Annotated in this window: 15 protein-coding genes and 1 pseudogene; 6 read left to right on the forward strand and 10 right to left on the reverse strand. The window is 68.9% G+C overall.

Going from position 1 to position 11,789, the window contains the following annotated elements; genetic code table 11:
* From G3N98_RS40035 to madL, 7 genes and pseudogenes are all read right to left on the reverse strand, one after another.
* Positions 1-94, reverse strand: a pseudogene (locus G3N98_RS40035) (phosphoribosyl-dephospho-CoA transferase); the annotation flags it as partial.
* The gene (mdcE, locus tag G3N98_RS35175) at positions 81-788 is read right to left on the reverse strand and encodes a biotin-independent malonate decarboxylase subunit gamma (RefSeq protein WP_206150713.1); all 708 of its coding nucleotides are present in this window, start codon (positions 786-788) and stop codon (positions 81-83) included. The gene mdcE and the pseudogene G3N98_RS40035, both read right to left, overlap by 14 nt.
* Positions 775-1,719, reverse strand: coding sequence for a biotin-independent malonate decarboxylase subunit beta (locus G3N98_RS35180; protein ID WP_206150714.1), 945 nt, complete (start codon positions 1,717-1,719; stop codon positions 775-777). The genes mdcE and G3N98_RS35180 overlap by 14 nt, the downstream gene beginning before the upstream one ends.
* The gene (mdcC, locus tag G3N98_RS35185) at positions 1,716-2,030 is read right to left on the reverse strand and encodes a malonate decarboxylase acyl carrier protein (RefSeq protein ID WP_047900325.1); all 315 of its coding nucleotides are present in this window, start codon (positions 2,028-2,030) and stop codon (positions 1,716-1,718) included. Before mdcC ends, G3N98_RS35180 begins: the two co-directional genes overlap by 4 nt.
* A 10-nt stretch (positions 2,031-2,040) precedes the next feature.
* Positions 2,041-3,687, reverse strand: coding sequence for a malonate decarboxylase subunit alpha (gene mdcA / locus G3N98_RS35190; protein WP_206150715.1), 1,647 nt, complete (start codon positions 3,685-3,687; stop codon positions 2,041-2,043).
* A gap of 134 nt (positions 3,688-3,821) precedes the next feature.
* Positions 3,822-4,589 (reverse strand): malonate transporter subunit MadM, encoded by a 768-nt coding sequence (gene madM / locus G3N98_RS35195; RefSeq protein ID WP_027784056.1) that lies wholly within the window; start codon positions 4,587-4,589, stop codon positions 3,822-3,824.
* Between the two features lie 11 nt (positions 4,590-4,600).
* Positions 4,601-4,996 (reverse strand): malonate transporter subunit MadL, encoded by a 396-nt coding sequence (gene madL, locus G3N98_RS35200; RefSeq protein WP_034186756.1) that lies wholly within the window; start codon positions 4,994-4,996, stop codon positions 4,601-4,603.
* A gap of 329 nt (positions 4,997-5,325) precedes the next feature.
* Here madL and G3N98_RS35205 point away from each other — a divergent pair, with 329 nt between their 5' ends.
* Together G3N98_RS35205 and G3N98_RS35210 are read left to right on the forward strand one after the other, a co-directional pair.
* Positions 5,326-6,174 (forward strand): LysR substrate-binding domain-containing protein, encoded by an 849-nt coding sequence (locus tag G3N98_RS35205; RefSeq protein ID WP_175239754.1) that lies wholly within the window; start codon positions 5,326-5,328, stop codon positions 6,172-6,174.
* Between the two features lie 161 nt (positions 6,175-6,335).
* Positions 6,336-6,620, forward strand: coding sequence for a DUF4148 domain-containing protein (locus tag G3N98_RS35210; RefSeq protein WP_089424981.1), 285 nt, complete (start codon positions 6,336-6,338; stop codon positions 6,618-6,620).
* A 34-nt stretch (positions 6,621-6,654) separates the two neighbouring features.
* Here G3N98_RS35210 and G3N98_RS35215 read toward each other — a convergent pair whose 3' ends face one another.
* Complete coding sequence (locus tag G3N98_RS35215; protein WP_206150716.1) at positions 6,655-7,572, reverse strand: 3-hydroxyacyl-CoA dehydrogenase NAD-binding domain-containing protein; 918 nt, start codon at positions 7,570-7,572, stop codon at positions 6,655-6,657.
* A 247-nt stretch (positions 7,573-7,819) separates the two neighbouring features.
* Here G3N98_RS35215 and G3N98_RS35220 point away from each other — a divergent pair, with 247 nt between their 5' ends.
* Positions 7,820-8,260 carry an Hsp20/alpha crystallin family protein gene (locus G3N98_RS35220; protein ID WP_206150717.1) on the forward strand — a complete coding sequence of 147 codons (441 nt, stop codon included), beginning with the start codon at positions 7,820-7,822 and terminating at the stop codon, positions 8,258-8,260.
* A 16-nt stretch (positions 8,261-8,276) separates the two neighbouring features.
* On the forward strand, positions 8,277-8,687 hold the full coding sequence (locus G3N98_RS35225; protein ID WP_175239752.1) for an Hsp20/alpha crystallin family protein: 411 nt from the start codon (positions 8,277-8,279) through the stop codon (positions 8,685-8,687).
* 89 nt (positions 8,688-8,776) lie between these two features.
* Here G3N98_RS35225 and G3N98_RS35230 read toward each other — a convergent pair whose 3' ends face one another.
* Both G3N98_RS35230 and G3N98_RS35235 read right to left on the reverse strand, forming a co-directional pair.
* Positions 8,777-9,112 (reverse strand): zf-TFIIB domain-containing protein, encoded by a 336-nt coding sequence (locus tag G3N98_RS35230; protein WP_206150718.1) that lies wholly within the window; start codon positions 9,110-9,112, stop codon positions 8,777-8,779.
* A 93-nt stretch (positions 9,113-9,205) separates the two neighbouring features.
* Positions 9,206-9,961 (reverse strand): TerC family protein, encoded by a 756-nt coding sequence (locus G3N98_RS35235; RefSeq protein WP_089460756.1) that lies wholly within the window; start codon positions 9,959-9,961, stop codon positions 9,206-9,208.
* 109 nt (positions 9,962-10,070) lie between these two features.
* On the opposite strand from G3N98_RS35235, the gene G3N98_RS35240 reads away from it, so the two are divergent.
* Together G3N98_RS35240 and G3N98_RS35245 are read left to right on the forward strand one after the other, a co-directional pair.
* Positions 10,071-10,964 carry a LysR family transcriptional regulator gene (locus G3N98_RS35240; protein WP_206150719.1) on the forward strand — a complete coding sequence of 298 codons (894 nt, stop codon included), beginning with the start codon at positions 10,071-10,073 and terminating at the stop codon, positions 10,962-10,964.
* A 115-nt stretch (positions 10,965-11,079) separates the two neighbouring features.
* On the forward strand, positions 11,080-11,789 hold a 710-nt coding region (locus tag G3N98_RS35245), incomplete at its 3' end, for a DUF2242 domain-containing protein (RefSeq protein ID WP_206150720.1).

The following is an 11,789-nucleotide window of genomic DNA, read 5'->3' on the forward strand; positions in this document are numbered from 1 at the left end:
TGAGCGCGGGATCGCGCGCGAATGCCGCGCCCCACCCCGCCGCCGTCAGCGTGACGAGCGTGTGGCGGCGCAGCGGCAGCTCAACGTGCGGCACGCGCGAGTGCCTCGACGCGCTGGGCGACATCGGCGGCAACCGGCCGGCCGCGTGACGCACGCCGGTCGACGCGGTCGGCCGGCTTGCCGAGCCATTCAACGACCTGCGCGTCAAGCGCGCGGGCCGGATCGAGCACGGCGTCGACGGCGCCCATCTTCACGAGATTGTCGAGCCCCGGCGCGAACACCGGCGTCGAGCGCGACATCTCCTTCAGCACGTCGATCGGCAGCTTGGTCACGCGCGACATCGACGGCAGGTCCATCACCTCCGGCTCCGCGCCCGGCACCGCGAGCAGCGTGCGGGTCGCGAGCGCGGTTGCGATGAAGGCGCCCGCGGCCGTGTGGCCATACAGCACGCCGATCGTCCGGTGCCCGGCGAGATCCGCGTGCATCAGGCACTTCGCGAGATGCGACAGCCCTTCGTTCAGGCCGAGCAGTTCGTCACGCTTGCTCATCCGCTGGCTGTCGCTGTCGACCAGCACGAGGATCGGCGTGTCGTCGCCGCGTGCGATCGTGTCGAGCACGTGCGACGCGAGCGTCAGCGCCTCGTCGATGCCGAACGGCAAACGGTCGGCGACGCCGATCACGTCGACACGCGTGCCGGCCAGTTCCGCGTGGCCGGTCAGCAGCCCGCCGTGACGGGCGATCGAATGGCCTTGCGGGAACAGTGAATTCAATACTTCATCGAGCGTCATGCGGGCTCTCCTGCAGTTGGTCCGCGAGCGCGGCGAACGCATCGTCCGGCATCCCCGGGATCGCTTCCGGCGCCGATGCGCCCAGCGCACGCCACACGTCGAGCGCATCCTTGCACGCGCCGAACCGTTCGACGCGCGCTTCGAGGCGGGCCTGCTCCGCGCGCAGCATCGCCGCATCGAACGTCGGCGCACGGCCGATCAGCGCGAGCGCCGCCGCACGGAATGCGTCGGGCGTGTCGGCCACGTAGCGATCCGCACCGCCGATCAGCCGTCGGTGCTTGCCGCCCATCGTGCGCCAGATCAGCGCGCGGTCCTTCGCATCGAATTCCTCGACGCCGCGATTGGTCTCGATCACTTCGGGGCCCGACACGCTGATGCGGCCCTGCTCCGATACCGCGAGCGCCGAGCAGCACGCGGCGAGCAACCCGCCGCCGCCGTAGCAGCCCGCACGCCCGCCGATCAGACCGATCACCGGCACGCCGGCCGCGCGCGCTTCGACGAGCGCGCGCATGATCTCGGCGATCGCGAGTTCGCCCGCGTTCGCCTCCTGCAGCCGCACGCCGCCCGTATCGAACAGGATCAGCACCGGCTTGCCGGTGTCGCGCGCGGCACGCAGCAGCCCGGTGAGCTTCGCGCCGTGCACTTCGCCGAACGCGCCGCCCATGAAGCGGCCTTCCTGCGCGGCGACGAACACCGGCTGGCCGTCGAGCCGGCCGTGGCCGACCACCATCCCGTCGTCGAACTGCTGCGGCAGGTCGAACAGCGGCAGGTGCGGGCTCGTCACGCGCTCGGCCGGGCCGAGGAATTCGCGGAAGCTGCCGGCGTCCAGCAGCCCGTCGATGCGCTGCCGCGCCGATGCTTCGTACCAGCTCGCGGCGTTCGCGACGAACGCGGGCGTATCGGGCGTATCGTGGATCGCGTCGTTCATCATGCGTCCCCCTCGATTGCCCGCACGGCTTGCGCGAGCCGCAGCGACACCATGTCGGGCCGCGCGCCGCCGTCGTTGATCGACAGCTTCAGGCCGCCCGGCGTGCGCCGCTCGACGAAATCCGCGACGACGGCCTGCCACACCGCGCCGAACCCGACCGCTGCCGTGCGGATGTCGATCTCGCATTCGTTGCCCGGCAGCACGCGCTCGACGAGCACTTCGAGATTGCCGGATGCCACCACGCCGACGAGCGCCGCGGCCTGCTCGCCCTTCGCGCGCTCGCGCGCGGTGAAGCGATAGTTCAACTGTTCCATGCCCTTGTCCTTACCAGTTGCGGAACCGGGCCGGCGGCGCATACAGGCCGCCCGACCAGTGCACGAGATCCTTGATCGAACGCGCGGCGAGCCAGCGGCGGTCGGCGTCGAGCGGATCGATGCCGAGATCCTCCGGGCGACGGATCACGCCGCGTTCGCGCAGCCGCTCGACCATCTTCCGGTCGCGGCCGCGGCCGATTTCCGTATAGCCGGCGACGCCGCGGATCGCGTGCTCGCGTTCGTCCTTGTCGCGGCACATCAGCAGGTTCGCGATCCCTTCCTCGGTGACGATGTGCGTGACGTCGTCGCCGTAGACCATGATCGGCGCGAGGTCGAGCTGCAGCTTGTCGGCAAGCTTCAGCGCATCGAGCTTCTCGACGAACATCGGCACGTTCTTGTCGCCGAACGTCTCGCCGATCTGCACGACGAGCTTGCGGCCGCGCCTGAGCGCCGCCGGCGTGTCGGGATCGGCTTCCGCGCCGGCCTTCAGCCACGGCTCGCTCGGATGGCGCCGGCCGCGCGCGTCGCTGCCCATGTTCGGCGCGCCGCCGAAACCGGCGATACGCTCGGCCGTGACCGTCGACGAATGGCCGGACAGGTCGATCTGCAGCGTCGAGCCGATGAACATGTCGCACGCATAGAGGCCGGCGGTCTGGCAGAACGCGCGGTTCGAGCGCAGCGACCCGTCGGAGCCCGTGAACCAGATGTCGGAACGCGCGCGGATGTAGTCGTCCATCCCGACTTCCGAGCCGAAGCAGTGGATCTGCTCGACCCAGCCCGACTCGATCGCGGGAATCAGCGTCGGGTGCGGGTTGAGCGCCCAGTGCGAGCAGACCTTGCCCTTCAGCCCGAGCTTCTCGCCGTAGGTCGGCAGCAGCAGCTCGATCGCGGCCGTGTTGAAGCCGATCCCGTGGTTCAGGCGCTTGATGCCGTACGGCGCGTAGATGCCCTTGATCGCGAGCATCGCGGTGAGGATCTGCGTTTCGGTGATCGCCGCCGGATCGCGCGTGAACAGCGGCTCGACGTAGAACGGCCGGCCTGCCTCGACGACGAAGTGCACACGATCGCCCGGGATGTCGACGCGCGGCACCTTGTCGACGATGCGGTCGACCTGCGCGATCACGATGCCGTCCTTGAACGCGGTGGCTTCGACGACGGTCGGCGTGTCTTCGGTGTTCGGGCCGGTGTAGAGATTGCCGTCGCGATCGGCGCTGACCGCGGCGATCAGCGCGACCTGCGGCGTGAGGTCGATGAAGTAGCGTGCGAACAGCTCGAGATAGGTGTGCACCGCGCCGAGCGCGATCTTGCCGCCGAACAGCAGCTTCGCGATGCGCTGCGACTGCGGGCCCGAATACGCGAAGTCGAGACGCTTCGCGATGCCGCGCTCGAACACGTCGAGATGCTCGGGCAGCACGACGCCCGACTGCACCATGTGCAGGTCGTGGATCTTCGCGCTGTCGACGTCGGCGAGCGCGTTGGCGAGCAGGTCGGCCTGCTTCTGGTTGTCGCCTTCGAGGCAGACGCGGTCGCCGGGCCGCAGCACCGCTTCGAGCAACGCCACGGTGTCGCGCGCATCGACCCGCTTGCCCTGCGCGTAAGCCGCGCCGGCCGCGAGGCGTGCATCGCGCGCCTGCCGCGCGTGATTCCATCCCGTCATGAACAGTTCTCCCGCTTCGATGGTTCAGCGGCATTCTAAGCCTGGCGCCGCCGCCGATTGATGATGTTGACGAATGCGACTCAGAGGACGCCGCGATGGATACGGCCCACGCACGGGCCGCCCATCGGTCGGGCCTACGCGCCGACCAGCGCGCGCGTCGTGAAGAACAGCAGCGACGGGCCGAGCAGGCAGCCGACGCCCGTATGGAACGTCGCGACCAGCGCGCCGTACGGGACGAGCCGTCGGTCGGTCGCGGCGAGCCCCGCGCTCACGCCGCTGACGGTGCCGGCCAGGCCGCCGAAGATCATCGCGGAGCGCGGTGTCTTCAGGCCCATGAAGTTGGCCGCGACCGGCGTGCCGACCATCACGATGATCGCCTTGACCAGCCCCGTCGCGATGCTGAGCGCGATCACGTCGGAGCTTGCGCCGATCGCCGCGCCCGTGACGGGGCCGACGATGTAGGTGACGGCGCCCGCGCCGATCGTCGTCATGCTGACCGCGTCGGTATAGCCGAAGGCGCGCGCGATGCACGCGCCGACGATGAACGGCAGCACGGTGCCGAGCAGCAGCGATACGACGCCGACGAGCCCGGCCTTGCGCGCCTCGGTCGGCTGCACTTCGAACGCGGTCGCGACGATCGCGAAATCGCGCAGCATCGCGCCGCCCATCAGGCCGATGCCGGCGAACAGCTTGACGTCGGCCAGCCCCTTCTCGCCGCCGGTGAATGCGCCGCCGACATAGGCCAGCACGAGACCGATCACGATCGCGATCGCGGAGCCATGCACGCGGCCGAACGTGAGCTTGCGCGACGCGATCGACGACAGCCACATGATCAGGCCGACCAGCGCGAACGACGCGACGAGCCCGTTGTGGGCGACGGTTTTTTCGAGCATCTGCAGCATGGCGGCCTCCGTTACTGCTCTTCGAATTGCGGCACGCCCGCGAAGGCCGTGTCGTCGCGCCCGGTGCGCACGAGTACCGCGATGCAGCATGCGCAGATCGCGACCGCGCCGACGGCGGCCAGCAGCGCGACCGGGCCGCCCTTCAGCGCGGCGACGACGTTCTGGTTCGCGGCCATCGCGACGACGACGGGGATGTACATCGCGCCCCAGAAACCGACGCCCGCCTCGGTCTCCTTCGGCAGCCAGCCGCGGCGGTGCAGCCACAGGCGCAGGCAGATCAGCAGCAGCATCGCGATGCCGACGCCGCCGACGTTGGTCTTCACGCCGATCGCGCTGCCGAGCAGGTCGCCGAGGAACAGTCCGGCCAGGTGGCAGAACGCCAGCAGCGCGGTTCCGTAGATGATCATGAGTCGTCTCCAGTCTCTTCGTGACGGGCGCCTGACGCGTGCGGGAGCCAGGCCCGCACGCCGATCCCGGGCGGACTGTCTGTCTCCTGCGGCGGGGCGCCGCGGCCCGGCGGCTCGTCGTGCGAGCGCGTTCTCGGGGTCGATGGGATGATGCGGGTTCGGGCCGGACGCCGGATGGCTTAGACTGACCGATACCATCGGCGGCGCGACACGGGCTACGCGTCCGGTGCCCCCCATTGGCGGAGGCCGCACTGGCGCGTGATCCGATACTAGCGCCGCATAATCCGGCCATTTATGAAGTTGTCGAAACCGATTCAGTGGATTTAGCAATGCGCCCGTTACCGCCCGAGCTGCTGCGCAGCTTCGTCGCCGTCGCCCAGTCCGGCAGCTTCACCGCCGCGTCCGAGCGCGTGAGCCTGTCGCAGTCGACCGTCAGCCAGCATATCCGCCGCCTCGAGGAGCTGCTCGACCGGCCGCTGTTCGAACGCGACACGCGCAACGTGCACCTGTCGCAGCACGGCGACGCGCTGTTCCGCTACGCGGTGCGCATTCTCGAACTGATGGACGAGGCCGTCACGTCGGTGTGCGGGCCGCCGCTGTCGGGCAAGGTGCGGCTCGCGATGTCGGAGGATTTCGCGTCGGCGCACCTGACGGCCGCGCTCGCGAGCTTCGTGCAGCGCAATCCGGAAGTCGAGCTCGCGATCTCGACCGGGCTGTCGGGCGACCTGTTCGACGCGCTCGACGAGGGGCGGCACGATCTCGTGTTCGCGAAGCGCATCGCCGGCAGCCGGCGCGGCCGCGTGATCCGCAGCGAGCCGCTGTACTGGTGCACGGGCCCCGATTCGCGGATCACCGGCCATGAGGCCGTGCTGCCGCTCGCGATGCATCCGGAGCCGAGCGTGTCGCGCCGCCGCGTGCTCGAATCGCTCGAGGCCGTCGGGCGGCCGTACCGGATCGCGGTCGTGAGCAGCAGCGTCGCGGTGTTGCGCGCCGCCGCGAGCGCGGGGCTCGGCGTCAGCGCGTTCGCCGGCTACGTGATCCCGGCCGGGCTCGCACGGCTCGACGCCGGGCTGCCCGAACTCGGCGAACTCGAATACGTGATCGACCGGCCGCCGGCCGCGTCGCGTTCGACGCTCGCACTCGAAGCGACGCTGATTACAGCCGCGTCGGAGTTGTAACTGCCTCGGGAGCGACCCACGCAGGGGGCCGCACCCGCACCTGACAGCTTTGCCCGGAACACGTCATCGTCCGCGCAGCACCCGCTCGCGACAATGGGACCTATCGGAATGCACGGCCAGCCGCGCGCGTCCGGTACCCGTCCCCTTGATCGGAGCCCGCCATGAACAACGTCCTGCGATTCGCCGTCGCGACCGCTGCAGCCGCCTTGCTCTCCCCCGCCTTTGCCCAGACCGACGCTTCGGCCCCGGCACAACAGGGCCTGACACGCGCGGAAGTCATCGACCAGCTCAAGCAGGCCTATCTCGACGGCGAACTGCCGACCAACGACGGCAACTACCCGCCGGACGCCGCGACACGTTCGCGCAACCGCGAACTCGTGCAGGCCGTGAGCCCGGCGTGGCTGGCCCACACGCCGCCCGCCAGCCAGGCGACGTCGCAGCAATGACCGGCGCCGCCGCGCCGGCGCAACGCAATCAGGATCACGGCAGGAAGCTGTGGCGCCGCGCGTCGATCAGTTCGACGAGCAGGCGGTCGCGTTCGGCCGCGAGTTCCTGCATCGAGTGCTCGCCCTGGATCGTGCGCAATGCGTCGTTCAGCTTGCGATCGACTTCCGGATCGAATGACGGCGTGCCGAGATCGTCCCACCAGCTCGTGATCGGCGCCGACAGGTGCTCGAGAAAGTGCGCGATCCCGCCCGCGCCGCCGCCGAGGTGATAGGTCAGGCATTGCCCCATCAACCCCCAGCGCAGGCCGGGCCCCCATGCGACGGCCTTGTCCGCATCGGCCACGCTCACGACGCCTTCGCCGACGAGGTGATACACCTCGCGGAACAGCGCGGCCGCGAGCCGGTTCGCGACGTGGCCGGTCATCTCCTTGTTGAGGACGATCGTCTGCTTGCCGAGCGCATCGTAGAAATCCTTCACGCGCGCGATCACGTCCTGGCTGGTGGCATCGCCGCCGACCAGCTCGACGAGCGGAATCAGGTGCGGCGGATTGAACGGATGCGCGATCAGGCAACGTTCCGGATGCTTGTCGCACGCGGTCTGGATGTCCGACATCTTCAGGCCCGACGAGCTCGACGCGATCGGCACGTGCGCGGGCAGCACGTCGTCCATCTGCCGGTACAGCTCGCGCTTCAGGTCGAGCCGTTCCGGGCCGTTCTCCTGCACGAAGTCGACGCCGTCGAGCGCACGCGCGAGATCGGCGTCGAACGACAGCCGCGCGGAAAGTTCGGCGGCCCGGTCGCCGAGAAACGCGGCCAGCGCGTCGCGCAACCGCGTGTCGGCGTGCGGCGCCGGATCGGTCGCGACGACGTCGAAGCCCTGCGTCAGATAGAAGGCGGCCCAGCTCGCGCCGATCACGCCGGCGCCGACGATCGCGATGCGTCGAATGTCCATGATTGTCCCGTGTCGTTGGTCTGCAAACAGATCGCGGCGATTGTCGCATCGAATCGCGCGGGCCTGCATTGACGCAGATTGCCGATTCCCTCTTGAAATGCGCTTCGGCTGCCACTAATTACACGTCGTCGGGCAGTGCAGCATGCAGCGCACCGCCCCCGTTTCGACCCAGTGGAGCTTCCACGACGCGCCCGCCGCAGGCGTCGCGCCGTCACGTCTCCCGCGTTCCCTGTTCAGGAGGACCAACATGAGCGGTATCCATTTCGGCAGCGACCTGTTCGACGAATTCGCCCGCGTGCAGCGGCAAGTGGCCAGCCTGCTCGGCGATCGTCCGGCCGGCATTCGCGCGGTACGGCCCGGCGCCTTTCCCGCGCTCAACGTCGGCGCCACCGAAGGCGCGATCGAGATCGTCGCGTTCGCACCCGGCATGGCCGCGGCCGACTTCGACGTGTCGATCGACAAGGACCTGCTGACGATCAGCGGCGAGCGCAAGCCCGCACCGCGCGGCGAAGGCGACGATCTGCGCACCTATGCGCAGGAACGCTTTCACGGCGCATTCCGCCGTGTCGTCGAGCTGCCGCGGGACGCGGATCCCGACCAGGTCAGCGCCCGCTACGAAAACGGCTGCCTGCTGATTCGCGTCGGCCGGCGCGAGGCATCGAAGCCGCGTGCGATCACCATTCAATAATATTCAGGATACCGACATGAATGCGAACCCGACCCTGGCCGAGCGTCAGACCCACACCGTCCACCCCGCTGCCGCCGAAGCGGCCCGCCGTCCCGCCATCACGCCGGCCGTCGACATCGTCGAGGATCATCTCGGCGTCACGCTACGGGCCGACCTGCCCGGTGTGCCGCGCGAGAACCTCGACGTGAAGGTGCACGACAACACGCTGACGATCGAAGCCGACACGCGTCTCGACACGCCGGCCGACCTGCGCGTGCGCCACGCCGAAATCCGCGCGACGCGCTATGCGCGCAGCTTCGTGCTGAGCCCGGACCTCGACACGGCGAGGATCGACGCGAACCTGCGCGACGGCGTGCTGACGCTGACGATTCCACGCCGCGAGGAAACGCGCCCGCGCCGCATCGACGTGACGGCCGGCAACGCGTAAGCATTGGTGCGTGCCGTGATCCCGCACGCATGAAGAAGCCCCGCCGGGTACGCGCCCGGCGGGGCTTTCTTTTACGACGTGCGGTGCGATCAGTCGAAGTCGAACAGGTCGAACACCGATTTCTTGCGACGCTGGCCGTCGTGCTTGTAGCGATCGTCGTGCGAGCGGCCATCGTGTCGGTCACGGCTGTCGTGCGAGCGAGCGTCGCGCCCCCACCCGCCATCGTGGCCGCGCGGTGCTTGCGCATCGTGCCGCACGGGGGCTTCATCGCGGCGCGCGGGCGCGTCGCCGGTTTCGCGCGCGATCAGCTTGTCGAGTTCGCCGCGGTCGAGCCACACGCCGCGGCAGGTCGGACAGTAGTCGATCTCGATCGACTGGCGCTCGGCCATCAGCAGGTCGGGCGTCTTGCAGACAGGGCATTTCATCGCGTTTCTCCTTTCCTTGCGAATTTCGTCTGGATTCCATATGACGCACGTGACGCCGGCCACCGCCGCGGCAGCCGGGTCACGCGCGCCGGCTCAGTGGCCATCCGTCGGTGCCGAGCGCTTCGCCTTCGCGCGCCGCGCCAGCATGTTCATGCCTTCGACGAAAGCCGAGAACGCCATTGCCGCGTAGATATAGCCCTTCGGCACGTGCGAGCCGAAACCTTCGGCGATCAGCGTCATGCCGATCACGACCAGGAACGACAGCGCGAGCATCACGATGGTCGGGTTGCGGTCGATGAAGCGTGCGAGCGGCTGTGCAGCGAACAGCATCACGGCGACGGCGACGATCACGGCGACGAACATGATCGGCACGTGCTCGGTCATGCCGATCGCGGTCACGATGCTGTCGATCGAGAACACGATGTCGAGCATCACGATCTGGCCGATCGCGGCCCACATCGTCAGGCCGACCGCCCCGCCCGAACCGCCCGCGCCTTCACCGTCGCGCGACACGTGGTGATGGATCTCGGTGGTCGCCTTCCACACGAGGAACAGGCCGCCCGACAGCAGGATCAGGTCGCGCCACGAGAACGCATGGTCGAACAGCGTGAACACGGGTTCGGTGAGGCTCGCGATCCATGCGACGCTGCCGAGCAGCGCGAGGCGCATCACCAGCGCGAGCGCGATGCCGAGGCGCTGCGTGCGGGCGCGCTGCGCCTCGGGCAGCTTGTTGCTGAGGATCGAGATGAAGATCAGGTTGTCGATGCCGAGCACGACTTCCATCACGACGAGCGTCAGGAGCGCCGCCCAGACGGCGGGGTCAACGGCAAGCGTCAGCAGGTAGTCCATGAGATGGGGCCGATACGAAAGTGGAAAGCCAGATCATAGGCCGCCCCGAACTTCGGAAAAATCAGAGAGAATCTGATTTTTGGTTCGGTTTTTCCGAAATTTCGCTCCGATGCTCAATTTCCGACATCTGTATTACTTCTGGGTCGTCGTGAAGGAAGGCGGCTTCGCGCGCGCGGCCGCGCGGCTCGACATGGCCGTGCAGACCATCAGCGCGCAGGTGCGCGAACTCGAAAAAGCGCTCGGGCACCAGTTATTGCGCCCGGCCGGGCGCGGCGTCACGATGACCGACGCCGGCCAGGCCGCGTTTGCGCGCGCGGAGGTGATCTTCGAGATGGGGCGGCTGATCCCCGACGAAGTGCGCGCGGCGGCCAGCCAGCCGACCGTGCGGCTCGCGGTCGGCCTCGCGGACGGCATCTCCAAGCTCGCCGCGCACGCGCTCCTTGCCCCCGTGCTGGATACGCCCACGCTGCGGCTGCTGTGCCACGAAGGCGAGCACGATGCGCTGCTCGCGGAGCTGGCGCTGCATCATCTCGATCTGGTGCTGGCCGGCCAGGGCGCGCCGTCCGGCTCGAACCTGCGGGTGACCAGCGAGCGGCTCGTCGCGTCGCCGGTCGACTGGTATGGCCCCGCGGCGCTCGTCACGCCGGCCGCGCGGCAGCACTTTCCACAGTGCCTCGCCGACCTGCCCGTGCTGTTGCCGACCGCGCATTCGGCGCTGCGCGCGCGCCTCGACCTGTGGCTGGAAGGTGAACGGATCGTGCCGCGCGTGGCCGGGGAATTCGAGGACAGCGCGCTGATGGCCGTGTTCGCGGCGCGCGGGCTCGGCGTGTTCCCGCTGAGCGAACTCGGCGCGAACGACGCGTCGCTGCTGCGCGGGTTGCGGCGGCTCGGGCGTGCCGGCGACGTGACCGAGGAGATCCACGCGATCCGCTCGCGGCGCGGCGAACACCATCCGCTGACGTCGCGATTGCTGGCCGCGGCACGCGGCGCTTCGGGTAACTGAAGCGAGCGCGACATCAAACGAAACTATAATGACGCCCCGGCCTTACGAGATTGCCGCGCGCTTCATCCAGGCACCGCCGTTGCGCGGCCTCTCGCCAAGCCTTCTGAAAGACGCCATGCACAACCGATTTCGCCTGTTTTCCGTTTCGTGCGCGCTCGCGGCCGCGACCGTGCTGGCGGCGTGCTCGTCGCCGCCCAAGCCGATCTACCAGCAGGAACAGTTCGACGCGACCAGCAGCCCGTACGCGCATACGTTCCACTCGAAATCCGACGCAGCCTGCGAGGCCGCGCGGCGCGCGCTGCTGAGCCAGGGCTATGTGGTGTCGTCGTCGCGCAACGATGCGGTCGACGGCAGCAAGAATTTCCAGCCGAACAACGACATGCACGTCGTGATCGAGTTTCACGTCGTGTGCGCGGACGCGAACGCGGACGGCACGTCGAGCATCGCGTACGTGAACGCGGTGCAGGATCGCTACACGCTGAAGAAGTCGAATACGTCGGCCAGCGTGGGCTTGAGCGTGTTCGGCTCGCTGTCGCTGCCGATCGGGTCGAGCGACGACGCGCTCGTCAAGACCGCCAGCGAGACGATTCCCGCCGGCGTGTTCTATGAGCGCTTCTTCAATCTCGTCGAGCATTTCCTGAAGATCGACCCGGCCCGCCGCGACCGCGCGACCGTCAAGGCCGCCGAGAAGGAACCCGTCGCGCCGCTGCCCGAACCCGCGCCGACGCCGCAAGGCGAGCCGATGAAGATGACGACCCCGGTCGTGCCGACGCCGCCCGCGGCGCCGGTGCCGCTTTCGTTGCCGGCGGTCGCGCCCGAGTCGGG

The sequence above is a fragment of the Burkholderia sp. Tr-20390 genome, from assembly GCF_017104595.1.
GTDB lineage: Bacteria > Pseudomonadota > Gammaproteobacteria > Burkholderiales > Burkholderiaceae > Burkholderia.